At 42.0% G+C, this 25627-nt stretch carries 22 protein-coding genes; 4 read left to right on the forward strand and 18 right to left on the reverse strand.

The genetic code is table 11. The annotated features are described in order from the left end of the window. Positions 1 to 85: 85 nt before the first annotated feature. Together PR675_RS19130 and PR675_RS19135 are read right to left on the reverse strand one after the other, a co-directional pair. On the reverse strand, positions 86 to 1333 hold the full coding sequence (locus tag PR675_RS19130) for an aromatic amino acid transporter (RefSeq protein ID WP_036943041.1): 1248 nt from the start codon (positions 1331 to 1333) through the stop codon (positions 86 to 88). Between the two features lie 64 nt (positions 1334 to 1397). Next, on the reverse strand, positions 1398 to 2801 hold the full coding sequence (locus PR675_RS19135) for a tryptophanase (protein WP_014657544.1): 1404 nt from the start codon (positions 2799 to 2801) through the stop codon (positions 1398 to 1400). A 1178-nt stretch (positions 2802 to 3979) separates the two neighbouring features. Here PR675_RS19135 and PR675_RS19140 point away from each other — a divergent pair. Next, positions 3980 to 4696: a UTRA domain-containing protein gene (locus PR675_RS19140; RefSeq protein WP_004925662.1), complete on the forward strand. Its 717-nt coding sequence runs from the start codon at positions 3980 to 3982 to the stop codon at positions 4694 to 4696. 112 nt (positions 4697 to 4808) lie between these two features. On the opposite strand, the gene PR675_RS19145 is transcribed toward PR675_RS19140, so the two are convergent. From PR675_RS19145 to hutU, 7 genes are all read right to left on the reverse strand, one after another. Next, positions 4809 to 6491, reverse strand: a complete 1683-nt coding sequence (locus tag PR675_RS19145; RefSeq protein ID WP_060560739.1) for an electron transfer flavoprotein-ubiquinone oxidoreductase — start codon at positions 6489 to 6491, stop codon at positions 4809 to 4811. A 12-nt stretch (positions 6492 to 6503) separates the two neighbouring features. Next, complete coding sequence (locus tag PR675_RS19150) at positions 6504 to 7454, reverse strand: electron transfer flavoprotein subunit alpha/FixB family protein (protein ID WP_060560740.1); 951 nt, start codon at positions 7452 to 7454, stop codon at positions 6504 to 6506. A gap of 14 nt (positions 7455 to 7468) precedes the next feature. Then, entirely contained in the window at positions 7469 to 8224 is a 756-nt protein-coding gene (locus tag PR675_RS19155) for an electron transfer flavoprotein subunit beta/FixA family protein (protein WP_060560741.1), read from the reverse strand. Between the two features lie 110 nt (positions 8225 to 8334). Further along, positions 8335 to 9801 carry a purine-cytosine permease family protein gene (locus PR675_RS19160; RefSeq protein ID WP_004925674.1) on the reverse strand — a complete coding sequence of 489 codons (1467 nt, stop codon included), beginning with the start codon at positions 9799 to 9801 and terminating at the stop codon, positions 8335 to 8337. Positions 9802 to 10066: 265 nt separating this feature from the next. Beyond that, on the reverse strand, positions 10067 to 11206 hold the full coding sequence (locus tag PR675_RS19165) for an acyl-CoA dehydrogenase family protein (protein WP_004925677.1): 1140 nt from the start codon (positions 11204 to 11206) through the stop codon (positions 10067 to 10069). Then, complete coding sequence (locus tag PR675_RS19170; protein WP_004925680.1) at positions 11203 to 12387, reverse strand: CaiB/BaiF CoA transferase family protein; 1185 nt, start codon at positions 12385 to 12387, stop codon at positions 11203 to 11205. The genes PR675_RS19165 and PR675_RS19170 overlap by 4 nt, the downstream gene beginning before the upstream one ends. Positions 12388 to 12439: 52 nt before the next feature. After that, positions 12440 to 14107, reverse strand: coding sequence for a urocanate hydratase (hutU, locus tag PR675_RS19175; protein ID WP_060560742.1), 1668 nt, complete (start codon positions 14105 to 14107; stop codon positions 12440 to 12442). A gap of 493 nt (positions 14108 to 14600) precedes the next feature. Here hutU and PR675_RS19180 point away from each other — a divergent pair, with 493 nt between their 5' ends. Further along, positions 14601 to 15542, forward strand: coding sequence for a hypothetical protein (locus PR675_RS19180; RefSeq protein ID WP_060560743.1), 942 nt, complete (start codon positions 14601 to 14603; stop codon positions 15540 to 15542). 48 nt (positions 15543 to 15590) lie between these two features. Here PR675_RS19180 and livF read toward each other — a convergent pair whose 3' ends face one another. The 5 genes from livF to PR675_RS19205 form a co-directional block, all read right to left on the reverse strand. Continuing rightward, positions 15591 to 16292 (reverse strand): high-affinity branched-chain amino acid ABC transporter ATP-binding protein LivF, encoded by a 702-nt coding sequence (livF, locus tag PR675_RS19185; RefSeq protein ID WP_060560744.1) that lies wholly within the window; start codon positions 16290 to 16292, stop codon positions 15591 to 15593. Beyond that, entirely contained in the window at positions 16292 to 17059 is a 768-nt protein-coding gene (gene livG / locus PR675_RS19190; RefSeq protein ID WP_004925696.1) for a high-affinity branched-chain amino acid ABC transporter ATP-binding protein LivG, read from the reverse strand. The genes livF and livG overlap by 1 nt, the downstream gene beginning before the upstream one ends. Continuing rightward, positions 17056 to 18339 (reverse strand): high-affinity branched-chain amino acid ABC transporter permease LivM, encoded by a 1284-nt coding sequence (locus PR675_RS19195; RefSeq protein WP_060560745.1) that lies wholly within the window; start codon positions 18337 to 18339, stop codon positions 17056 to 17058. The genes livG and PR675_RS19195 overlap by 4 nt, the downstream gene beginning before the upstream one ends. After that, positions 18336 to 19262: a high-affinity branched-chain amino acid ABC transporter permease LivH gene (gene livH / locus PR675_RS19200; RefSeq protein WP_014657532.1), complete on the reverse strand. Its 927-nt coding sequence runs from the start codon at positions 19260 to 19262 to the stop codon at positions 18336 to 18338. The genes PR675_RS19195 and livH overlap by 4 nt, the downstream gene beginning before the upstream one ends. A gap of 89 nt (positions 19263 to 19351) precedes the next feature. Next, a complete protein-coding gene (locus PR675_RS19205; RefSeq protein WP_004925706.1) occupies positions 19352 to 20461 on the reverse strand; it encodes a branched-chain amino acid ABC transporter substrate-binding protein in 1110 nt (369 codons plus the stop codon). A 505-nt stretch (positions 20462 to 20966) separates the two neighbouring features. Here PR675_RS19205 and panM point away from each other — a divergent pair. Continuing rightward, complete coding sequence (gene panM, locus PR675_RS19210; RefSeq protein WP_014657531.1) at positions 20967 to 21371, forward strand: aspartate 1-decarboxylase autocleavage activator PanM; 405 nt, start codon at positions 20967 to 20969, stop codon at positions 21369 to 21371. Between the two features lie 4 nt (positions 21372 to 21375). Continuing rightward, complete coding sequence (locus PR675_RS19215; protein WP_060560746.1) at positions 21376 to 21762, forward strand: VOC family protein; 387 nt, start codon at positions 21376 to 21378, stop codon at positions 21760 to 21762. 81 nt (positions 21763 to 21843) lie between these two features. On the opposite strand, the gene rpoH is transcribed toward PR675_RS19215, so the two are convergent. The 4 genes from rpoH to ftsY all read right to left on the reverse strand — a co-directional run. Further along, positions 21844 to 22722, reverse strand: a complete 879-nt coding sequence (gene rpoH, locus PR675_RS19220; protein ID WP_004925718.1) for an RNA polymerase sigma factor RpoH — start codon at positions 22720 to 22722, stop codon at positions 21844 to 21846. Positions 22723 to 22928: 206 nt separating this feature from the next. After that, positions 22929 to 23906 carry a permease-like cell division protein FtsX gene (gene ftsX, locus PR675_RS19225; protein WP_004925722.1) on the reverse strand — a complete coding sequence of 326 codons (978 nt, stop codon included), beginning with the start codon at positions 23904 to 23906 and terminating at the stop codon, positions 22929 to 22931. Further along, positions 23899 to 24564 carry a cell division ATP-binding protein FtsE gene (gene ftsE / locus PR675_RS19230; protein ID WP_272582898.1) on the reverse strand — a complete coding sequence of 222 codons (666 nt, stop codon included), beginning with the start codon at positions 24562 to 24564 and terminating at the stop codon, positions 23899 to 23901. The genes ftsX and ftsE overlap by 8 nt, the downstream gene beginning before the upstream one ends. A gap of 6 nt (positions 24565 to 24570) precedes the next feature. Continuing rightward, positions 24571 to 25627 (reverse strand): signal recognition particle-docking protein FtsY (gene ftsY / locus PR675_RS19235; protein ID WP_272582899.1); only part of this gene is annotated, 1057 nt, incomplete at its 5' end.

Genomic DNA, 25627 nt, shown 5'->3' on the forward strand with positions numbered 1-25627 from the left:
GTTTTTATTATGGTTAAAGCCATAGTAAAAAGGCACAGCAAAATTGCTGTGCCTTTGACAGTTAGCTTAAAAGGAGACTAAACAATTAACGATATATTGGTAGCAAATTAAACTGAGCAAGTAGCTGGCAAATAATCCCTACAACCCCAAACACAATGACTGCATATATTAACCCCTTCCCTCCCCATACTTTAAACGTTGATTCAGGAAAACGCTCTCTCGCTTTAAGTGCCATCACCGCAGGACAAATAATCGCCCAAATACAGGCCGCCATACCGGCATAGGCAATTGCAACTAAAAACCCATTAGGGAATAACATGCAGAGTATTAATGGAGGTAAGAAGCAAAGTAGTGCAGATTTCATACGTCCAGAGCTGTTATCTTGGAAATTCAACGATGCTAAGATGTAGTCAAATAAACCGATTGCTACCCCTAAGAATGAGCAAAATACGGCGCTGATTGAAAACCACAATAAAAATGTCGCAATATGCTTGCTATTCAGAACTGCGTAAAGTGACTCAATAAAAGCATCAAGATTGCCACCTTTATTGATGATGGTTAAAAACTCTGTTCTAGGTAAATTTCCCATCGTTCCTAATACCCATAGGAAATAGAGAACAAGGGCAAGAATACAACCGATGACACAGCTTTTTACCACTTTTCTTTCATTTTCATGGTACAGCTTATATAAACTACACACATTACCATGGTAGCCAAAAGAAGTGATTGCATAAGGAATGATAATAAAGACAAACGGTAAAAGAGAGGTTTGTGTATCTCCTGTTGGAAGTTTTAAAAGTAAATCCGTTTTTACTACAAAGAAAAGACCTGAGAAAGCTAAGACAAATAATACTATTTTTATCAATAAGAATATTGATGTTAAACGGCTAGCTCCAATACCACTCCACCAAATAGTTGCACCTAATATTAACGTAAAAATAATAAATATAATTCTTAAATTAATATCGAAGCCATAAATGGAGGCTGATTCTTTAATTACAGATCCAGCAGCAGATATATACGCATAGATTAAAATATAGAGGACAAAAATCAATGCTGCATTTGCAATATAACAAGCCCATTTAGGTAATAGTTCTTTTGATATAAAAAAGTAATTTGTTCCTGCTCCATATTTAGAAATACATTCGAGAATATATATCCCTGAATGAAACATAAAAAAACAAACAACGAATAGAACAATGACTGAATTTATAAACCATGCTCCTGCCATAATTGTGGGTAAGCTAAACATGCCCGCCCCTATCATAGCGCCACCGAGCACAAAGCCCCCTACCAATATGGAGGGTTCCTTCTTCTCTGACGAATTATTCATGGTTATTCACCTTAAAAATAAGGGTAAAGTTCCCGCATTGCACGGGAACCTGAAGTATTGACTATTATTTAATAGGTTTTAATCTAGCGGTAAAATGCCTTAATACGGGCGGCTCATATTCAAAATCCAGCCCTTTTAACGTTGCAAATCTATCTTTAAGGCCAATCAAGGCATCTGCGATATAGTCCATATGGTCGTTGGTATAAACACGCCTTGCTATAGTGAGTCGCATGAACTCCATATCAGCATGTTTCTGTTTCCCTGTTTCAGGGTCACGACCAAGTAAAAATGAACCAATTTCAACAGCACGAACACCGGACTCAAGATAAAGTGCATTAATCACTGCTTGGGCTGGAAATTGCTCGCTCGGTATTTGTGGAACTAACTTTTTACAATCAACAAATACCGCATGTCCCCCTGTAGGGTACTGAATAGGGATCCCCCCTTCACGTAAGCGATCACCTAAGTATCTCACTTGACCAATACGATAATGTAGATAATCCTCCCTAGTTCCTTCTTCAAGCCCTTGTACCATCGCCGCTATATCGCGTCCGGCTAAACCGCCATAAGTGACAAACCCCTCCATTGGAACACAGCGTTGCCTTGCTAAGGTGAAAATATTTTCATCATCTTTAATAGCAACTAAGCCACCAATATTTAATAGCGGGTCTTTCTTCGCAGACATGGTTAATGCATCAGCATATTTGTACATGTCAAAAATAACTTCTTTGATTGTGGCATCTTTATATTTTGGATCACGCTCTTTAATAAAATAGGCATTTTCACAAAAACGAGCGGAATCCATGACAACAAAGATATTATGCTGCTTAGCGATTTCATAGACTTCTTTTAAATTCGCCATAGAAACGGGCTGACCACCAGCACTATTACAAGTGACGGTAGAAACAATCGCGACAACGTTTTCAGCCCCATATTTAGCAATATTATCTTTTAACTTCTGAATATCAAAATTACCTTTCCAGTCATCATATGTTTCCGAATCGTAAGCCTTTTCGGTGACAATATTAATCGCTTTACACCCATTTAATTCAACATGTGCGGCTGTTGTATCAAAATGGAAATTAGAAATAAAGACTGGATTCTTAGCCCCTCCCTCCTGTTGTTTAGCTTTCAATAATACGGGGAACAACATATTTTCTGCACCACGCCCTTGGTGAGCAGGAATAGTGTAATCGTAGCCAAACATCTCTTTAACTTTATTTTTTAAATCATAATAGTTACGAGACCCTGCATACGCTTCATCCCCTGTGATCATCGCGGCCCACTGCTGATCACTCATTGCGTTAGTACCGGAATCGGTTAATAAATCAATATAAACAGCACTACTCGGTAATAAGAATGGATTGTAGCCAGCTTCTTTTAATGCAGCTTCTCGCTCTTCCCTAGATGGGATACGAATATTTTCTACCATTTTAATACGGAACGGTTCTACGATTCTTTTAGCCATGATAATACCTTTAATTTTCATTAAATAATAAAAATAGAAATTCGTACTTATTATGAGTAATAAGATAACGATTAATTAAGAGAAAACATTGGAATTATCGATGAGGAAAAAAGAAGGCTAAAGGAATATCAATATTGAACCATTTCTTCATATAGAAGAAACTCCTCGATATTACTAGCTTATGTAATGATAACATACTATGCCTCCTCAATTAAGGGATTAGTACTACCGTCGAGCTTAGATATATAACAACTATTTGGTTATTTTAATCTCTGTTGTCATTATATTATACACGCATCACAATATTGAATAATTTATCGACAACAACATGACGCTCATCACATTATTTATTGAAATCCAAAACCCGTAAAAATAAAAGCAACACACTGAATTTTATAACAATTTAATAAAAACATTAACAAGGAAATTTTATTATAGCTTGTTAAGATTTAAGTTTATTTTATTAAATTAAAGTAACATCTTACTTAAGTTAAAATAGATTTAAGTCAAATGAAATCAATAAAAATACCTTATGTCACTTAATAAAGTTTGCGATACGTTATTCATTATTTTTTATGTTTTGGCAAACTTCCCCCTTAATAAAACACCAAGTTCACCTATTATTGAGTCTGAAAAATAGTGTGTTTGTTCCCTGCATTACTCACGCCATAAGCTTTAAACGGCCTTTTGGTTGATGGAATAGCCAACTCAACCAATCAATTCGATCGATTTGCTTTCCGTACAACTCACCAATTTATTGCCACTTTTAAAGTTTTTTCAAAAAATATTGCTATTTTTAATAACTTTCAAGAGTAAAAAAGAATACTAAATCAGATGCTATCAATCGAACCCTACTTTTGGGGTAACATACCGATAATCATACTCGGATAAAGTGGCATAAAAGTACTGCCCCCCATACGTAGAGCCTATCTTATTTATTAATATTTCACTATCATAGTCAGGGCGTATTATGCACCTAATAACAATTAGACTTTACTAATAAAATTCAGGTAATTACAGTGTTTCTTATTTTGAATAGCATTACGGTACTTTAATGCACTTTTTTGTCACAATGATGCAGGTTTGCTGGTAAACTTGGGCAAACCGCCGATTAGGTATGGTAACAACTGAAGATTAACAGATTCTTCTAACACCTTATTATTAATAAAATAATCACGATGACTTCACAACCAGCATACAAGCAAATTCAATCTTATATTCTGCGTAGTATTGATTTAGGTATCTTCAAACCTGAAACTCAAATACCCACAGAGCTAGAGCTTTGCGCCCAATTTAATGTCAGCCGCATGACGGTGAATAAAGCCATTTCTGAGCTAAGCCAAAAAGGTATTCTGAATCGTATTGCTGGGAAAGGCACCTTTGTTGCGACCCAAAAGCATGAGCTGCCTGTAACCAAAGCTTTTGATATTTTTGATGAAATATCATTAAGCGGTAATAAATATAGCGGTCATCAATTACAACTTAAAATTATTACTGCTTCGCCTGAAATTGCGTTACAACTTGGAGTGATGGAAGGAAGTGATATCGGCTATTGCAAGGTACTCCATTTTGAAAATGACATTCCTTTGATGCTTGAGGAGCGTTATGTCAATCACGCTATCGTTCCTGATTTCGTCAAACAACACTTTGGCGATACAGAAACACCAAGTGGATACTTGCAGCGGCATTTTCCCGTTAGTGAAATGGAGCATACCATCGAAGCCGCTTTAGCGACTAAGGCCATTGCCCAATCCCTCTCTATTAAAGAAGGTTCCCCCTGCTTACAACTTAGCCGCCGTACCTGGACAGGCTCTATTTTAATTAGTTATGTCAATATGATAACAGCAGGCTCTCGTTACAAATTAAAGTTACATTCACGCATTGATACCCCATAACACATAAACAAAAAAATGGGGCAAATTCACAAAATGCCCCAAAGCGACTGATAAAATAAAGCACAACCACACCCGCGCTTCTATTGGCGGGAATACATCACAACAAAACCAGTTACATCCCTTGATAAATTGGCCCTTCTCCCCCTTGTGGTGCTGTCCAACAGATATTTTGTGTTGGGTCTTTGATATCGCACGCCTTACAATGCAAACAGTTTTGCGCATTGATTTGTAACTTTGGTTGTTCTTTTTCACTCACTATTTCATAGACCCCCGCGGGGCAATAACGGGTCTCTGGTGCCGCATATCGAGATAAATTAACGCTAATAGGTATTTGACTATCCTGTAATTTTAAGTGGCACGGCTGTTCTTCTTCATGATTAGTGTTTGATAGAAATACCGACGAAGGCTTATCAAAAGTCAAAATGCCATCCGGCTTGGGGTATTCAATCGGTTGAAAGTTTTTAGCCTCTTGCAAACTTTCATGGTCTGCTTGCTTTAGCTTTAACGTCCACGGTGTACGCCCCTTTAAAAGCAGCTGTTCTGCACCAAATAATAACGACCCTAAGTACAAACCTTTTTTCATATAGGGTTTGAAATTACGAGTTTGGTATAACTCACGATAGAGCCAACTCTGTGCAAATTTTTGACGATATTGTGTTTTAAATTCCGCATAATCGATAGATTGATCGCGCATTGATTCGAACAGGGCTTCTGCCGCAAGTGCACCGCTTTTCACTGCACAGTGACTACCTTTGATCCGAGCCGCATTCAAAAAGCCTGCATCATCACCAATCAATGCTCCTCCAGGAAAGCTCAGTTCTGGTAATGCGGAAAGTCCTCCAGCAACCAAGGTTCTAGCCCCATAACTCACTCGTTCGCCACCTTGTAAAAAAGCGCTAAACGCTGGGTGAGTTTTGAGACATTGGAATTCATCAAACGGTGATAAATAAGGATTTTCGTAGTTCAGCCCTACCACTAAACCAACAGCAACCAGATTTTCACCATAATGATAAGCGAAGCCGCCACCATAAGTATTATTATCTAAAGGCCAACCAATTGAATGAACGACCAAACCGGCTTGATGCTGCTCTTTAGGTATTTGCCAAATTTCCTTTAATCCAAGACCATAGGTTTGCTTTCCACGGCCAGCTGATAAGTCAAAATGTTCAATAAGTTGCTTCCCTAATTGCCCACGGCACCCTTCTGCAAAAAACGTCATTTTTGCTAATAAATTCATGCCCGGTTGATACATTGAGGTCGGATTACCTGATTTATCAAGCCCCATATCCCCCGTCGTCACCCCTATCACTGAGCCTGACTCGCTGTATATAACTTCTGTTGCCGCAAAGCCCGCAAATACGTCGACCCCGAGCTGTTCGGCTTGTGATGCTAAGGCGGAACATACCCGCCCTAGACTACCAATTACATTTCCTTCATTTTTTAAACTGGTTGGTAACAGAGCAAGTGGTAACCGGTTCGCTTTATGCTCTTTTAGGAGCAAAAAGCGATCTTCAGTGACTGCCGTTAAGTCACTGGAGACAAAGTGCTGCCAGTCGGGTAGTAGCTCATCAAGGGCACGGGGGTCGATCACGGCACCCGATAGAATATGCGCTCCAATTTCAGCACCTTTATCGATCAGACAGACAGATAATTCACTGTTTTTTTCTAAGGCAAGTTGCTTTAAGCGGATTGCCGCAGATAGTCCCGCAGGTCCACCACCGACAATCAGGACATCAAATTCCATCGATTCGCGCTCTGGAGCCTCATTGATATTGACACTATTGTCGATAGTCATATTTCCCCCTAATTAGGCTAATGCTTTATCTAATTCAGGTAAGATCTCAAACAGATCACCAACAATGCCGTAGTCCGCAACTTGGAAAATAGGAGCTTCTGGATCTTGATTGATTGCGACGATCACCTTGCTCTCTTTCATGCCAGCAATATGTTGGATCGCCCCAGAAATTCCAACGGCAATATAGAGATCGGGGGCAACAATCTTACCTGTTTGTCCAACCTGATAATCATTCGGCACATAACCTGCATCAACAGCAGCCCTTGATGCCCCAACCGCAGCCCCTAATTTGTCGGCAATGGTTTCAAGTAAAGCAAAGTTTTCACCAGAACTTAGCCCTCTTCCCCCCGATATCACCACTTTTGCCGAACTAAGCTCAGCACGGCTCATTTGGGTTAAAGATTGGCTTTTCAGTTGAGATAATGGGTTAAAACTGTTTGCACAATAATCTTCGATGGCAGCCGCCGGCTGAGTTTCCGTCGTAGCAGAAAAAGCAGAGCTACGAATTGTTAACACCACTTGGTTCCCATTATTTTGTACTGTGGCTAATGCGTTGCCCGCATAAATAGGACGCACAAAGATTTGTGCATCAATAACGTCAGTAATATCGGAAATCTGTGCAACACCTAGCGTTGCCGCTACACGTGGAGCAACATTTTTACCGTAAGTGGTCGCGGGAAAAACTAAATGACTGTAATGTTTAGCTATCGAAACCACTGAGTCAGTCACAGTTTCTGCGAGTTGATGAGTAAGCTCTACATGGTCGATAAGGATCACTTTTTCGACCCCTGCAATGCTAGCCGCCTGCTCTGCAACCCTAGCGCATTGGCTACCAGCAACGAGTAGATGCAATTGCCCTTGGCCTGCAAGGATCTGTTTAGCCGCTGTCACGCTATGGTATGTTGACGATTTAATAGTTTGGTTGTCATGTTCTACCACAACTAATACTGATAATTGGCTCATGGCGCTCTCCCCGATTAGATAACTTCTTTAGCTTGCAGTTCACTGACTAATGCTTTGACATCATTAAATAATGTGCATTGTCCTGTACGTTTTTTCGGCTCCGTAACCATCAATGTTTTTACTTGCCCTAATGGCGTAAAATCCAGCGCTGAAATATCGCGCACTTCAAGCGGTTTTTTCTTTGCTTTCATGATATTAGGGAGGGTTGCATAGCGAGGTTCATTTAAACGTAAATCGGTTGTCACTACCGCTGGTAACGCTAATGTTAATGTTTCTAATCCACCATCAATTTCACGAGTGACTTGCAGTGATGTACCATCAATTTCAATCAAGGAAGCAAACGTCGCTTGCCCACACTTAAGAAGTGCAGCCAACATTTGCCCTGTTTGGTTGCAGTCATTATCAATAGCCTGTTTACCAAGCAAAATTAAGTCCGCCTGCTCTGAAACCACCACCTGCTGCAATAAGCGAGCAATATCCAGTGGCTCTAACACTAAATCACTCGGCTTCTGAACCAAAATGGCTCTGTCGGCACCCATCGCCATCGCGCTACGCAACGTTTCCTGTGAGTGAGCATCACCGATTGATACAACAACCACTTCATCCGCTTTTCCAGCTTCTTTTAGGCGCACCGCTTCTTCAACGGCAATTTCATCAAACGGGTTGATTGCCATTTTGACATTCGTTAATTCGACGCCTGAACCATCCGCTTTTACTCGTACTTTGACGTTGTGGTCAATAACTCTTTTAACAGCCACTAAAATTTTCATAATTACTCCTAATTACTCTCTGCCAGAAAGTGTTTTTCAGGCTGAGGGGAGCCTTAGCAGTGAATATTCACTGCTATCATCCCCTCTTATTTTTGTTTTAACGTGATTTGTTAATTAGCTGATTTGCTGTCCAGTATTTCATTTGACGACGGCAGTATTAGCCTATCTGCAACGGACATTGGCCATATTTTAATCGCAGCATAGTAGATAATACTGGTGGCAACGAGGCCCACAATCCATGAGATATCAACGCCTCCCAGCTTCTCTACTAATGGTCCGGTGTAAAAACCTGTCGCAATGAAAGGCAATTGAATCATAACGCCAATCACATAAGTGATGATGCCAACTTTATTCCAGCGCCCATAACGACCATTCGGGTTCGATAGCTGAGGCACGTCATAACGACCTTTCGTTACCCAGTAGTAGTCAACAAGGTTGATTGCGCTCCATGGGGTAAAAAATGCCAGTAAGAACAGTAGGAAAGCTGAAAATAGTTTTAGGAATGAATGTTGCCCAGCTAAGCCCAGAGCCGTTGAGAAGCTGACCATCAATATGATGAAAAACAGCCTTTGCCTGCGAGAAATTTGCTGCTTGCCACGGAAACCACAGAAGATGGCTGCCATCGACATAAAGCTACCGTACGCGTTTAGTGCAGTGATCGTCACCTTACCAAAGAAAATGCTGATATAGAGCAGCGCGGCAATAAGCCCTGTGCTACCCAGACCAACAATATAAGCCACTTCATGACCTGCGAATGCGTTACCGGCTAAAGCAGCAGCGAAGACGCCTAGGATCATAGATGCTTGAGTGCCAATCACCGTTCCCGAACCTACTGCTAAGAACGCTTTGATTGTCGGCGTTTTGGTAGGTAGATAACGAGAGTAATCGGCAACATAAGGGCCAAATGCAATTTGCCATGATGCTGAGAGTGACATTGCAAGTAAGAAATTGGTCCACGTGAAATGACGGTTTTCTAATAAGACCGAAACGTCATTCATATAAAACAAGCGGAAAAATAGATAAAAGAATGCAACTACACCGATCACACTGGCCGCTTTACCTAGCATATGGATGATACGATAGCCACAGATCGTAATCGCGATGATCACAGCACCGAAGATCAAGATACCGACCCAATCACTAACATTGAGCAATTGCCCAACGGCCTGACCCGCTAATACTGTGCCACTCGCTGAAAAGCCAACATACATCATGCACACTAGAAGGATCGGGATCACCGCGCCATAGACACCAAACTGAACACGGCTTGAGATCATCTGTGGTAACCCTAGCTTTGGCCCTTGAACAGCATGCAGTGCCATCACTGCACCACCAAGTAGTTGCCCGATAAACAAACCAATTAATGACCAAAATACATCGCCACCTAACACGACAGCGAGTGCCCCAGTCACGATAGCGGTAATCTGTAAGTTTGCCCCAAACCAGAGAGTAAATTGACTTGATAATGTGCCATGCCGTTCTGATTCAGGGATATAGTCAATAGAGCGTGCTTCGATTAAAGGAACATTATCCTGCCGATGTTTTTTATCTGCGATTATGTCGTTTGAAACTGTCATGGTAACTCCTCTTTAAGCAAGGCTTGGCTTAAAGAATGGACCAATTTGTCGCAATGGTTGTCGTAGGATACAGCCATGAGACGTTAAGACGGATGTTATTGTTGTTTTATAAACTACCCGCCATTAAAAATTGAAATACATTCTTAAACCCGGTTGTTGTTGTGTTTTTAATTCCATGATCCTGTTATCAGGTCGTTCATCCTATTGCAGTTTTTACTCATTACGAGTGGACCCTGTCTGCCCACTCGCATTTCCCTATCTCACATTAAACAGCATCTAAAACCGCACGTGAGATAATGATTTTTTGGATTTCTGAAGTACCTTCAAAAATACGTAAAATTCTTGCATCACGTACATAGCGTTCTAAAGGTAGATCCCGAATATAGCCATAACCACCATGAAGCTGTAATGCTGCATCGGTAACAAAACCAGCACACTCCGCGGCAAATAATTTTGCTGTTGCCGATTGCAAGCTAAAACGTTCGCCTGAATCTCGACACTCCGCAGCACGCCATGTCAACATACGCGCGGCTTCTAATTGAGTATGCATATCTGCAAGTCGCCATTGTGTTCCTTGGTAAGCCGCTAATGGCTTTTTACCGATTTGGCGCTCTTTCACCCAATTTAAGGCACATTCCATGGCAGCACGAGCAATACCTAATGAAGTCGCCGCAACTTCCACGCGACCTTTATCCAACACTTCCATTGCGGTATGGAAACCTTTATTTTCTTCACCTAATAGCGCCGACTCAGGCAGCCAACAATTCAGAGCTAGTTCATAGATTGTGCTCCCTCGTAGCCCCATCGTTTTCTCAGGTGAAGAAAACTCGACGCCTTCAGTGCCCTTTGGGATCATAAATGCACTAATGCCACGAGCGCCGGCTTCTGGATTCGTTTTGGCGTATAACACGATAAAATCAGCTTCTTTGGCATTGGTAATGTAGTGTTTATTGCCACGAATTCGCCAACCACCATTTTCACGGGTCGCGATAGTACGCATGTCAGCAGGGTTTGATCCCGCCGCTGGCTCTGTTAGGCCAAACGCCCCTAGCATTTCACCGCTTGCCGCTTTCGGTAACCAATACTGTTTTTGCTCCTCCGTTCCCCCAATCAAAATTGAGTCTGTTGCGAGAAAGTGTGCCGTTAAAGCCGATGATGTTGATGCACAAGCCGCTGCCACTGCTTCCACGATCATACTCATTGCTATACTGCCAATGCCAAAACCGCCGTATTGTTCCGGTAAGTTGATCCCCCAGCAGCCCATTTCACCCAGTGCTGCTAGGCTTTCTGCACAAAAGGTTTCTGTTTCATCGTAACGCTGCGCATTTGCTTGCAGAATATCCCGGCAAACCTTTTCAACAGCATCTACAATTGCTTGTTCTGTTTCATCAATTTGAAAGCTCATTGTATTGTCTCCGCATTTTTTATTGTGAGATTTGCCGATTTATAAACAGCATTCGCTTCACCTAAGCTAGGTGCCCTTTGCGTCACATGAGGTTTGTACCCATTAAAGAAAACAGGTTGAGACACTAATGGTGTTCCCCCATCATCAAGATGAGTAAGAACAGCACGTACCTTTGCATGTTCGCTCTGAGTTGCCTGCTGCAAATCATGGATTGGCGAAGCAGGAACCCCAGCGTTTAGCAGCAAATCACAAACTTCTTCGACCGTTTTTTGTGATGTCCAACGTTCGATTTCTTTTCGAAGTTCAGCCTGATAAAGCGTTCTTGTAGGATCGTCTTTATAACGAGGGTCATTGCGTAATTCAGGTTTCCCCATACACTCACAAAAACGCTGAAATAACTTTTCACTGGCGATAGCAATAACCACTAAACCATCCTGTGCCTGATAAGTATCAAACGGTGTGGATACAGGGTGTCGATTACCCACTAAGCTGGGTGCTGTACCATTTGCAAATAGGTTAGATAACCCTGTTAGTTGCATACTTAGCAACACATCAACCATAGCAACATCAATATATTGTGCTTTTTCTTGGTGAGCTTCCCGTGCAAATAGTGCACTACTGATCGCCCAAGCAGCGAATATGCCAGCGCAAACATCACCTATCGATTCTCCACTACGGGTTGGGCCTGTTTGCGGAAAGCCTGTCACACTCATTAACCCTGACATCGCTTGTGCCACAATGTCATAAGCGGGGTAATTAGCCAGTGGGCTATCTTGCCCAAATCCGGAAATACTGGCGTAAATCAATTTTGGGTTGTGCTGTTTTAGGCTGTCAAAATCAATGCCTAACCTCGCGGTTACCCCCGGTCGAAAATTCTCAACGACGACATCACTCTCTTTGACTAACTGATAAAGAATTTCGCGGTCAGTCTCTGATTTTAGATCTAACTCAATACTGCGTTTGCCTCGATTAATCAGCCCGTAATAAACGCTCTCACCATCAATAAATGGCCCCAAATGGCGGCTATCATCACCATGATCAGGCACCTCAATTTTGATCACCTCAGCCCCTAAATCGGCCATCATGCCTGTGCAATAAGGACCGGCAAGTACGCGACTTAGATCAATAACTTTGATCCCTGATAATGGCCCTACTCTTTTTGGCTTTGACATCGTATTCATACTGATCCCCTTCTAAATAAGGCCGCCCCTAATCTGAGGCAGGCCAAAGGTGCTACTTGACCATCGGCAAATTCAGACCTTGCTGTTTTGCACAATGTATTGCGATGTCATAACCCGCATCAGCATGGCGCATCACCCCTGTTGCTGGGTCATTATGTAAAACTCGTGCTAGACGTTTATCCGCGGCATCAGTGCCATCACAGACAATCACGACACCCGCGTGTTGTGAAAAGCCCATTCCGACACCACCACCGTGATGTAAACTCACCCATGTCGCTCCTCCCGCGGTGTTCAATAGCGCATTGAGTAAAGGCCAATCAGAGACTGCATCAGAGCCATCTTTCATCGACTCGGTTTCACGATGTGGGCTTGCTACAGAGCCTGAATCTAAGTGATCACGACCGATCACAATAGGCCCTTTTAACTCGCCATTTTTCACCATTTCATTAAATGCTCGACCCAATCTTTCACGATCTTTTAAGCCAACCCAACAAATACGAGCAGGCAGCCCTTGGAATGCGATGCGTTCACGGGCCATATCCAGCCAGTTATGCAAGTGTTTATCGTCTGGGATCAGCTCTTTTACTTTTTGATCTGTTTTATAGATATCCTCTGGATCACCCGATAATGCCACCCAACGGAATGGGCCAATTCCTTCACAAAATAGAGGGCGAATATAGGCAGGAACGAAGCCAGGGAAATTAAAGGCATTACTCACACCTTCATCTTTCGCCATTTGACGAATATTATTACCATAGTCAAAGGCTGCTGAGCCACGTTTTTGCATAGTCAGCATAGCGTCAACCTGTACTGCCATACTCTTCTTCGCAGCTTTAGTCACTTCATCGGCAGCAGTCTGTTGTTTTTCACGCCATTGCGCCAATGTCCAACCTTGAGGTAAGTAGCCATGAACGGGGTCGTGTGCGCTCGTTTGGTCGGTTACTGAGTCTGGAGTAATGTTACGTTTTACCAATTCGCTGTAAACATCGGCAGCATTACCTAATAAGCCAACTGAAACTGGCTTACCGCTCTGTTTCGCTTCCTCAATATAGTGCAGCGCTTCATCTAATGAAGTGGCCTTTTTATCGACATAACGTGTTCTTAAACGAAAATCAATGCGGCTTTCATCACATTCAACAGCAATCATACTGAAGCCGGCCATGGTCGCAGCAAGAGGTTGTGCGCCCCCCATTCCACCGAGTCCTCCCGTTAGGATCCAACGTCCGGCTGGATCACCATTAAAATGTTGCTTAGCTAAAGATACAAAAGTCTCATAGGTCCCTTGTACGATGCCTTGTGAACCAATATAGATCCAAGAGCCAGCCGTCATTTGGCCATACATCATTAGGCCTTTTTTATCTAGCTCATTGAAATGTTCCCAATTCGCCCAATGAGGGACGATATTTGAGTTAGCAATTAATACGCGGGGGGCATCAGGGTGAGTCGGGAAAACACCAACAGGCTTGCCTGATTGCACTAATAACGTTTGATCATCTTCAAGCGTTTTCAATACTTCTAAAATCTTGTCATAACATTCCCAATCACGAGCAGCACGTCCAATTCCGCCATACACCACTAGACTTTGCGGATGCTCAGCAACATCCGGATCTAAGTTATTTTGGATCATGCGATACACGGCTTCTGTCAGCCAGCTTTTGCAAGTTTTTTCGCTGCCACGTGGGGAGCGGATAACGCGTGTAGAGTCAGTACGGTTTAGCATCGGTGTATCCCCTATTTATCCTTTTCATGTAACTTTTTTGTAACAATCAATGATATTTATCATTAGTCATTATTTTTTCACTGATAGATTTATTGATTTCAAACCTCCTTCAACTTATTGATATTCAATCAGTTGAAGTTATCTCAGCACTAATTTTCTATCATTTTTATCAAATCATTTATCTTGTTGCCTTTAAATATATATACATTTAATTCACAAAGTATATACATTTAAATTTGAATTTTTGCACAAAGATTAGATAGCTAGGGAGGTGATGAGCTATACAATGAGTGATAGCTTGCTGTTTATTCGAAGGAAGATGTATAGACAACTAATTTAATATGCAGAAACAAGTAAATAGCTGAAATGCGAGACGCTTCACATAAACTAGTCATGAAAAGCCCACTATGAGCGATAGGATGCTCGATTATTGCAATCTTTCGCATCAAACCTATTGTAAGTTATCGCAAATAAATTTTATTGGTGATAACTTATGAAGATTCAAAATCCATTTTATAGCCTTACTTCTTGGCTCAATAACGATCACACTCATGAATCAAAAATAGCTAAAGTAAAAAATAGTGATCACTCTTTTCCTGTTAAAACTTCAAAAATAAACCAAGCTGAAAATACACATTGGCAACCTAAAATCACGGATGAAGAGTCTGCCATTGATTTTATTAATCAATATTTTCACCTACCAGAGAATATAGCAAATAAACCCGATACAAAGTTAAGTTTAAAGTCATTATCATTAGATAACCAAAAAGTTACTATTGAATTTAACAAAGAGATCTCCTCTTATTTCAATGAGGAAAATCAAGGTAAAACAGATATTCTGATGACACAAAATGAATTGATTGCTGCATTAAACTATCAGATAAGGCGGTGGGGTAAAGGAGATGAAATTATAGAGGATGAAAATTCAAAAATAACAATAAAATCAGAAGATAAGATTTCATGCCTTGAGCAGATATCCCGTGATATAGGTGCAATGAAGATTATTTTCAAATCAGAGAATGGCTCGTCAATTGTATTAGATTCAATAAATGACATTTATTATGCTTTTAAAAAATTACCACCTGAGCACATTAGTCATCTATGTAACATTGCGAACCAAAAGCATATTTTAAACGCTTATATCGATATATATAACACAAATCAAAACCGTGATAAAATCAATATCTCTCAAAGAGAGAATAAAGGAACAGTCCAAATCGAAATAACGGAAAATGGATATTTAATAACATCCCATTGCCGTTATCAACTTGAACAAATTGAGCCTCAACGATTAATTTCCGGGTCTATTATTGAGATAAAGAGAGCAACTTGTTTCAACGTGAATAAAGATCATACGTTAAAATTTGATAATCTAGATAAGCTCACCATAAAGATTGAACTCGAAACCAATCCGACATTAATAAAAATACCTTAAACTATTAAGCCCCTTCAGTATCCAATAGAGGATATGAAGGGGGATTGTTTAGCCGCCTAAGTAGGCATTACGTACTGCTTCATTAGCGAGTAACGCTTTACCACTATCTTCCAATACAATACGCCCATTCTCAAGAACATAGCCGCGATCAGCCAGTTTTAATGCCTGATTGGCATTTTGCTCCACAAGGAAAATAGTCATTCCCGCTTCGCGCAGTTGCAAAATGGTATCAAAGATTTGCATGATAATGATTGGCGCTAGACCTAATGATGGTTCATCAAGTAGCAACAACTCAGGTTGACTCATCAGTGCACGACCAATCGCTAACATTTGCTGCTCACCACCAGACATGGTGCCAGAGCGTTGACTACGGCGCTCATGCAAACGCGGGAACAGCGTATAAACGCGCTCTATGCGCTCTTGATATTGTTGGCGATTAGCAAAAAAGCCCCCCATCGCTAAATTCTCTTCGACGGTCATTCGTGAAAAAACGCGGCGACCTTCGGGTACTAATGCAATATCTTCACGCATAATTTTCGCGGTCGGCAACTGAGTAATATCGACATCACGGTAGAGAATTTGCCCTTCTGAGGCTCGCGGGTCACCGCATAATGTGCTCAGTAGCGTCGTTTTACCCGCACCATTAGCACCGATTAATGTGACGATCTCCCCTTTTTGAATATTCAGGCTCACTTGATGTAATGCTTGAATTTTTCCGTAATGGGCAGAAACTTGTTTAAATTCTAACATCAATAAGCCTCCCCCAAGTAAGCTTTGATCACATCAGGGTGCTGACGAATTTGATCAGGTGTTCCATTCGCCAAAGGCGTGCCTTGGTTCACCACATAAATGCGATCTGAAATTCCCATCACTAGTTTCATATCATGTTCAATCAATAAGATAGATACTTGGTGATGAGAGCGTAACTCAGCAATTAACTCATCAAGGTCATCAGTTTCTTTCGGGTTTAGGCCGGCCGCGGGTTCATCTAACATAAGAATTTCAGGCCGTGTCACCATACAGCGAGCTATCTCTAACCGACGCTGTTGACCATACGCTAAGTTACCAGCTTGACGGTTAGCAAATTGCAATAAATCGACCCTTTCAAGCCACTTTACTGCATTGTCGATCGCTTCTGATTCCGCTCGTCGAAAGGCTGGCGTTTTCAGTAACCCGGAGAAAATACCACTTTTCAAATGTTGATGTTGAGCAACTAACAGATTCTCAATCACGGTCATTTCTTTGAATAAGCGTACATGCTGAAAAGTTCGGATCACCCCAAGCCGAGCGATCGCCTGACCCGATAAGCCTTCCAAATGCTTTTCTCGGTATAGAATTGAGCCGCCAGTTGGCTTATAAAACCCGGTTAAGCAGTTAAAAATTGTCGTTTTTCCTGCACCATTTGGCCCAATCAAGGAAACGATTTCACCTTGATTTAAGCTCAGCTCAACGTTATTTACCGCTAATAGCCCACCAAAACGCATGGTTAGACCGTTGACTTGTAATAGAGGAGTCATACTTTTTCCCCCTCACTGGCGACTTGCTCGCTATTTTTTAGCTTCATTTGGCGACGTTTCATTGGTAATAGCCCTTGTGGACGCCAAATCATCATCAGCACCATCAATGCCCCTAATAGCAACATACTGTAAGCATTCAAATCACGCATCATTTCTCTTGAGACAACCAGTATAATCGCCGCTAATATCACCGATGTTTGTGAGCCCATCCCTCCGAGCACGACAATGGCTAGTACAAAAGCAGACTCAACGAAAGTGAATGATTCAGGGCTGATAAAGCCTTGGCGAGCCGCAAAAAGCGTTCCCGCAAACCCAGCAAAGGCAGCACTGATCGTGAAGGCGGTTAACTTGATCTTTGTCGGTGATAAACCTAAAGAGCGACAGGCGATTTCATCTTCCCGTAATGCTTCCCAAGCCCGTCCTAAAGGCATACGTAATAATCGATTGATCACAAACAGCGTTAATAGCACCAGCAGCAGAGCCACAAAATAGAGGAAAATAATCCTATCGCCTGCGTTGTAATCAAGGCCAAAGAAATTATGGAAAGTATCCCAACCCTCTTTTGCTGTGCGGCTAAACTCTAAACCAAACAACGTTGGCTTAGGCAACTGGCTAATCCCGTTTGGTCCTCCCGTGATTTCTGTGTTATTGAGCAATAAAATACGCACAATCTCACCGAAACCTAAGGTGACAATCGCCAAATAATCGCCTCTTAGCCGCAATACAGGGAACCCCAATAAAAACCCAGCTAAGGCCGCTGTTAACCCAGCAATAGGTAGGCTTTCCCAGAAGCCAAACCCGTAGTAATGGTTTAATAATGCAAAAGTATAAGCACCTATTGCATAAAACCCTGCATACCCCAAAACCAGTAAGCCTGATAGCCCGACAACCACATTTAAACCAAGACCTAACATCACATAAATTAAGGTTAATGTCGCAATATCGACGCTACCTCGAGAAACAACAAAAGGCCAAATAATTGCAGCAATAACAATAACTAATGCAAGGATCTTTTGCCTCGCTGTCGAGCCATCAAAATCAGGTATAGACCACGATTGTTTCGGAACACCTTGCCACACTCTCACCAATGAAGGGCATATTAGCTGAAAAATAAAGATCACTGCAATCCCTGCAAAAATCCAATTCCAGCGTACCGAATCACCACTTGAAACAACCAGTTTCGTGCCATCAAGTGTCAATTGCAGACCCATCATAAAGACAGAGAGAATAAAGAACATCACAGACGCGACAATGGCATTAATCCAATTTTCTTTTCTCATACTTTCTCGACCTCCGGGCGCCCCAGAATGCCGGTTGGCATGATCAGCAATACACCAATTAATAAACCAAATGACACAACGTCTTTATATTCCGTGCTTAAATAAGCCGATGTCATTGCTTCCGCAACACCGAGAATGATGCCTCCTAGCATAGCGCCAGGAATACTACCAATTCCCCCCAGTACGGCTGCGGTAAAGGCTTTCATTCCAGCCATAAAACCGATATAAGGGTTTATGACCCCATAAAACTGCCCAAGTAGTACTCCCGCTACCGCTGCCATTGTGGCACCAATCACGAAAGTTAATGAAATCACTCGGTCTGTGTTAATGCCTAATAAACTTGCCATTTTTAAATCTTCAGCACAGGCACGACACGCCCTTCCCATACGGGAATAGCGGATAAATAGGGTCAATGCCAACATAGCAAGTAAGGTAACCACCCAAATGGTCAGCTGCATTTTTGTAATGCTCGCTTCAAAGCCATCGCTTTCGCCTAATACCCACTGACCTGTGATCAAACTCGGTAATGCCAGATCACGTGATCCCTGTGACAAGCTGACATAGTTTTGTAGGAAAATTGACATTCCAATTGCAGAGATAAGTGCAATCAACCTTTTTGAATGGCGAACAGGCCGGTATGCGACGCGTTCAATACTCCAACCATAGGAGCTTGAAACAACAATCGCAGCCACGAATGCCGCAGCAATAAGGATCCAACCAACATCAATACCTAGCATCATTAGCCCAGCGATGACAATGAAGGAGACATAGCTACCAATCATGTAAACTTCACCATGAGCAAAGTTGATCATACCAATAATGCCATAAACCATTGTGTAGCCAATCGCTATCAATGCATAGGTACTGCCCAAGGTTAAGCCATTGAGGAGTTGTTGGATAAAATAAAGAATTTGATCTGACATAGGACTATCCTTTAATACTACCATCCCTAAACAGGGCAGGAGCCGGAAGTTGGTAAGCCAACTCCCGGTTCAGCGCCTGAATAGTGAAATTACTTCACTGCAGTGGATGTACCATCCGCATGCCATTCAAATACGCCAAATTCAAAACCTTTCAGGTCTCCATTAGGCTGCCAAGTCAATGACCCCATCACTGTGTCGACTGGATTTGCTTTTAGATCCTTAACCAAATCTTCTGGCTCTCGGCTCCCTGTACGCTCCATTGCTGTCGTCAAGCCTTGAATTGCCGCATACGTAGTCCAAACGAACGGACCGGTTGGATCTTCTTTTTTCGCTTTAATCGCATCCACAATAGGTTTGTTAGTTGGGACTTGATCATAGCGTTTAGGCAATGTTACTAACATCCCCTCTGAAGCTTCCCCAGCAATATTTGAAAGTGATGAGTTACCTACTCCTTCTGGCCCCATAAAGCGAATATTCAAACCCGATTGCTTCGCTTGACGTAAAATTTGCCCCATTTCTGGGTAGTAGCCACCAAAATAGACAAAATCCACATTCTCTTTTTTCAGTTTGGCTACCAGTGCAGAAAAGTCCTTATCGCCCGCGGTGATCCCTTCAAACATCACTTCTTTAACGCCCGCTTTGTTTAGATTTTCACGGACAGAGCGCGCCAAACCTTCACCGTACTGCTGTTTGTCATGAACAACAGCGATACGTTTTGGTTTGATCTCATCGACAATATATTTCGCTGCGGTAGGGCCTTGGTCTGAATCTAGACCTGTTGTACGCATGATCATTTGATAACCACGCGTGGTTAGATCAGCATTGGTTGCAGCCGGCGTGATCATGATAATCCCTTCATCCTCATAAATATCGGATGCAGGTTGTGTTGAAGAAGAGCAGAGATGACCAATAACATAACGAATCCCATCATTGATCACTTTGTTAGCAACAGCGACAGCTTGTTTTGGGTCACAAGCATCATCATATTCAACTGCAACTAAAGTATCGCCGTTGATCCCACCTTTTGCATTAATATCAGCGACTGCTTGGCGAGCACCAGTGAACTCCATGTCGCCATATTGGGCAACAGGGCCAGACATAGCACCAACAACTGCGATCTTCACCTCTTTAGCCCATATCGGCTGGCTAAACACCATCGCAATCGATCCTGCCAGTAACATTTTATTCATTTTTTTCATTCTGTCGTCCCCATCTTCTGTGGTTCTGCATGTTTGTGTTTGATTTATAGTCAATTATTATGATTGGCATTATCGAATGCCTAATATTTAAAAACATAGCCAATAAGGCTATATATTTCATGACATTAAACAAGATAAATATGCTAAATAGCAAATGTATATGGCAGGTAATTACATAATCAGCAGAATAAAAATCTAATGTTATTACGTGGGTTTTTGGTAAATGCCAGTGTTATATTCTAGTTAAATTTAAATTAATCCGAGCTAAACTCGGAAGATCAACCAAGACAAAATCTTCATCTCTAAAATCAAAAAATCGGTTACAGATCACTCTGTCGATGAGTATGAATGAAAAATAAGCAAAGGGCATACTCTAAATAATGCGAGTTGCAGCTTGGTAGCCATTAAGCATATCCTTAATGACAAACATGGCTATGTGATTACATACAGCAGCAATAATCAATGAGTTACAGCTTGGTGTCTCACTAATATAGATAGAAAAATTATGAAATTAACAATCATTCCTTTGGTCAATCCTACTGAGCAACAATATCTTGACCTGTACAAAATCTGGCCTGACCAGAAGCCAGACCAACTTGCTCATCAATGCCAATCAGAGCAAAAAATCTATGCGGCCCGCTTTAATGATCGCCTATTAGCCGCAGCCAAAATTCATCGAGAACAACACAAAGGTACTATCTACGATTTTTTAGTGCGCGAGGTCACTCGTCGCCGTGGCGTAGGGCTCTATTTACTCGACGAAATATGCCGACAAGAGCCTCAAATAACTCATTGGTATTTCAGCTTAGAGGGGGTTTTAGATGCGGATAAAATCGTGATGGAGCAATTTTTATTAGCTTGTCGCTTCACACCAACGCAAGAAAGTCATCGATGGGAAAAACGAGTTTAATACTATGAAATTAAAGCGGATTCACCATGTTGCCATCATTGCCTCCAATTATGCTGCCAGTAAACATTTTTACTGCAAAATTCTTGGATTAACCTTATTAGAAGAGCATTATCGAGCAGAGTCTGATTCATGGAAAGCAGATTTAGCGCTCGGCAACCAATACCAAATTGAATTATTTAGTTTTCCTACGCCACCAGCTAGACCAAGTTACCCTGAAGCTTGTGGTTTGAGGCATTTGGCGTTTAGTGTGGACGATCTTGACGGATGGATTGAATATTTAAAGCAGCATAATGTTAATTGTGAAGCACCACGAATCGATCCCTACACACAAAAAAGGTTTACTTTTTTTGCCGATCCGGATGGACTCCCCTTAGAATTATACAGTGAATGATACTGCGTATTCTGCATTTATTGCCCCGCGCGTGGCGGCGACAATAAATGCAGTAACAGTGAATCAGGAAGGAAATCGATTTTAATAACTCTCTTCTTCGCCTTCTTCCATTGCGGCACGCAATTTTTTCATGGCATTTTTTTCGAGCTGACGGACTCGTTCGGCAGAAACGCCATATTTATCGGCTAATTCCTGTAATGTTGTCTTATTATCATCATCTAGCCAACGAGCACGAATAATATCTTGGCTACGCTCATCTAATGAATCTAATGCGTCGGCTAACCGATCTGTTGCGTGACTTTCCCAATTGTCCTCTTCGATAGAGCCTGCAAAATCAGATGATTTATCTTGTAAGAACAGTACGGGTGCAATAGGTTGCCCTAAATCACCGCTATCATCATCATCAGACATATCAAAGGCCATATCTTGAGCCGCCATGCGTGATTCCATTTCACGTACATCCTTGGTACTCACGCCCAGCTCTTTAGCCACCATATCAACTTCATCTTGATTAAACCAACCGAGACGCTTTTTATTTTTTCTCAAGTTAAAAAATAACTTACGCTGCGATTTTGTTGTCGCGATCTTAACGATACGCCAATTGCGCAACACGTATTCATGAATTTCAGCTTTGATCCAATGGACCGCAAAGGAAACTAGGCGAACACCAATTTCAGGGTTAAACCGACGCACTGCTTTCATCAGGCCGATATTCCCTTCCTGAATTAAATCTGCTTGCGGTAAACCGTAACCTGCGTAGCTACGAGCAACATGTATCACAAAACGTAAGTGCGATAAGATCAGTTGCTTTGCCGCATCCAGATCACCATGGTAATGCAGCCGTTCAGCAAGTTCCTTTTCTTCCTCAGCGGTGAGCATAGGATAAGCATTGGCAGCCCGCATATAAGCTTCAATACTTCCCTGCGGAACAAGTGCTAATGATTGCATGTCTTTGGTCATTCAGATCCTCTTTGAAAAATAAAGAAAAGAGATTAATTTGATGCGATATATAAGATTAGAAAACCGTAGTTTACCAGTTTTACTGAGTTAAATAAATTCTACTTGTGCGATAGCGACAGGTTAATATCAGACAAATCAAGACTTCAAAAGTTCCCAAGCTGTGCCATTTTTATCGGCATAGCGATAAACTATGCCGATAAAAAGGATTATTCAGGCGTAAAATGACGTAAGTGCTGGACTGTCGCTAGCCAAGCTGCCACCCAACCAATCATGGCTGACATAAGGATCACTAATAAAGATTCCTCCCATAGCAAGCCTTCTATATGAAATTGCGTACCAAAAACACTCGCAACTTGTGCTACAACATCGGATAACTTCCACACCAGTAGCGCTGACATAATCAGCGATACTACCGCGCCCAGTGCCCCCATTAACAAGCCACCGTGTAAAAATGGCCGCATAATAAAGCCATCTGTCGCACCGATGAGCTTCATCACATTGATGGTGTCTCGACGCGCAAAAATATTCAAACGCACACTATTACCAATAACAAGGAATAGTGAAATGATCATTAGAATACCAATCACCGAAGCGACTTGCCCGACAAGTTGTGTTAATGCCGCCAGCCGAGAGAACCAGCTATCGTCCATACGAACTTCTTCAATGCCATTAACTTGGCTTACTCGATCACGCAGTGTTGTTAACACTTCAGAACTTTGAAAATCCAATTTTGGCGTAATAATTGCCACAGCAGGTAATGGGTTTTCCTCTAGCATGTCTAAGGCGGTACTAAAACCAGACCAACTACGGAACTCACTCATCGCTTGGTCGCGAGATAAGTAGTTTACGTGCTCTACCCCATCAAGCGCTTGCAACTGAGTTACCACATTTTGCCCACCTTGTTCATCCAGTGATTTATCAAGGTAAACAGTTAATTGTGGTGTTGGATACCATTGAGCAGCTGCTTGAGCCACATTTTTCCAGACAATATAACAAAGGCTTGGTAAGGTCAGAGAAATCGCAATGACCATCACCGTTAAAAAGGTTGCTAACGGCTGTCTTAACATATCCGCCAATGTATTCAACCAAGCATAGCGCCATTGTTCACGCCACCCACCTTTCAATGCCTTACTTTTTGATTGCATAGGGCGTTCAGACTTAGATTTGCGAACGTGTTTAGCCATGTTGACCTCCGATCATTCTCCCTTCACTCAGAGTCAGTACACGGTAATTACGCCTCTCAATCAAAGCAACATCATGGGTTGCCATGAGAACCGTTACTCCAACACGGTTGAATTCTTCAAATAACCGCATGATCCCCTCTGATAGTTCACCATCAAGGTTCCCCGTTGGCTCATCCGCAAGTAACATGGTTGGTTTGTTTACGACAGCACGCGCAATCCCAACTCGCTGCTGCTCACCACCCGACAACTGAATTGGAAAATTTTTCGCTTTATCAAGTAGACCCACTTTGTCCAATGCTGCTGAAACTCGTCTGCGAATATCTTCGGAACTTGCGCCCGAAATGATCAATGGCATTGCAACATTGTCGTACACCGTTCTATCAAATAACAGATGATGATCTTGAAAAATCATCCCAATTTGCCGACGCAAAAAAGGGATCTCCCGATTTTTCAAACGACTAATATCATGGCCATTAAACAATATATGCCCAGCACTCGGGCGCTCAATACCACAAATAAGCTTCAGTAGCGTACTTTTACCAGCTCCTGAGTGACCAGTAAGAAAAGCCATTTCCCCTAGTTGTAGATGAAAATCTACCCCTTGGAGAGCCTGCCGGCCACCTCGATAAGCTTTACTGACGTGTTCAAAGCGAATCATCGAAAATTATTCCTCTCGGGCAAATAGAGCCTCGATAAAGTCATCGGCTTTAAATGGACGTAAGTCTTCAATACCCTCACCAATCCCGATATAACGAATAGGAATACCGAATTGATCAGCAATGGAGAAGATCACACCACCTTTTGCTGTGCCATCGAGTTTAGTCAATGTGATACCTGTCAGACCTACAGCATCATTAAAAAGTTTTGCCTGACTGACAGCATTTTGTCCAGTACTTGCATCTAGTGTTAGCATAATTTCATGTGGCGCTTCTTCATCCAGTTTTTTCATCACTCGGACAATTTTTTTCAATTCTTCCATCAGATGTGCTTTGTTTTGTAAACGCCCAGCAGTATCTGCAATCAGAACATCCACGCCTTTAGCTTTAGCTGATTGGATTGCATCAAAAATGACTGATGCAGGATCGGCGCCAGTATGTTGCGCAACAACAGGGATACGGTTACGTTCCCCCCAAACTTGTAATTGCTCAACAGCCGCCGCGCGGAAAGTATCCCCTGCCGCTAACATGACGGTTTTACCTTCAGATTGATATTGGCGAGCTAATTTACCAATCGTGGTCGTTTTACCAACACCATTGACCCCAACCATAAGAATAACATAGGGTTTCTTGTCTTCAATGACTAGCGGTTTATCCACTCCCGCTAAAATATCAGACATTTCTTCACGCAATTTACTGTATAGCGCCTCTGCATCTTTTAGCTCTTTACGGCTTGCGTGAGCGGTCAGGTTATCAATAATTTTACGTGTTGTATCAACACCCACATCGGCAATCAATAATTGTTCTTCTAATTCATCAAAAAGATCATCATCAATTTTCTTGCCAGTAAATAACCCAAGAAAACCTGAGCCTAAATTTTGACGTGTTTTCAGTAGCCCTTTCTTTAATCGAGCAAAAAAACCTTCCTTTTTAGGTTTTTCTTGCTCTGTTTGTTTCGGCTCTTCTTGCTCACTCAGAACCTCATCGCGTAACGCGACGATATCTTGAGCTTCCAGCTTAGCTTGTTCTTCTGCTTGGCGCTGACGTTCTGCTTCTTCCTCAGCT

Source organism: Providencia sp. PROV261, assembly GCF_028477945.1.
GTDB classification, from domain to species: domain Bacteria; phylum Pseudomonadota; class Gammaproteobacteria; order Enterobacterales; family Enterobacteriaceae; genus Providencia; species Providencia stuartii.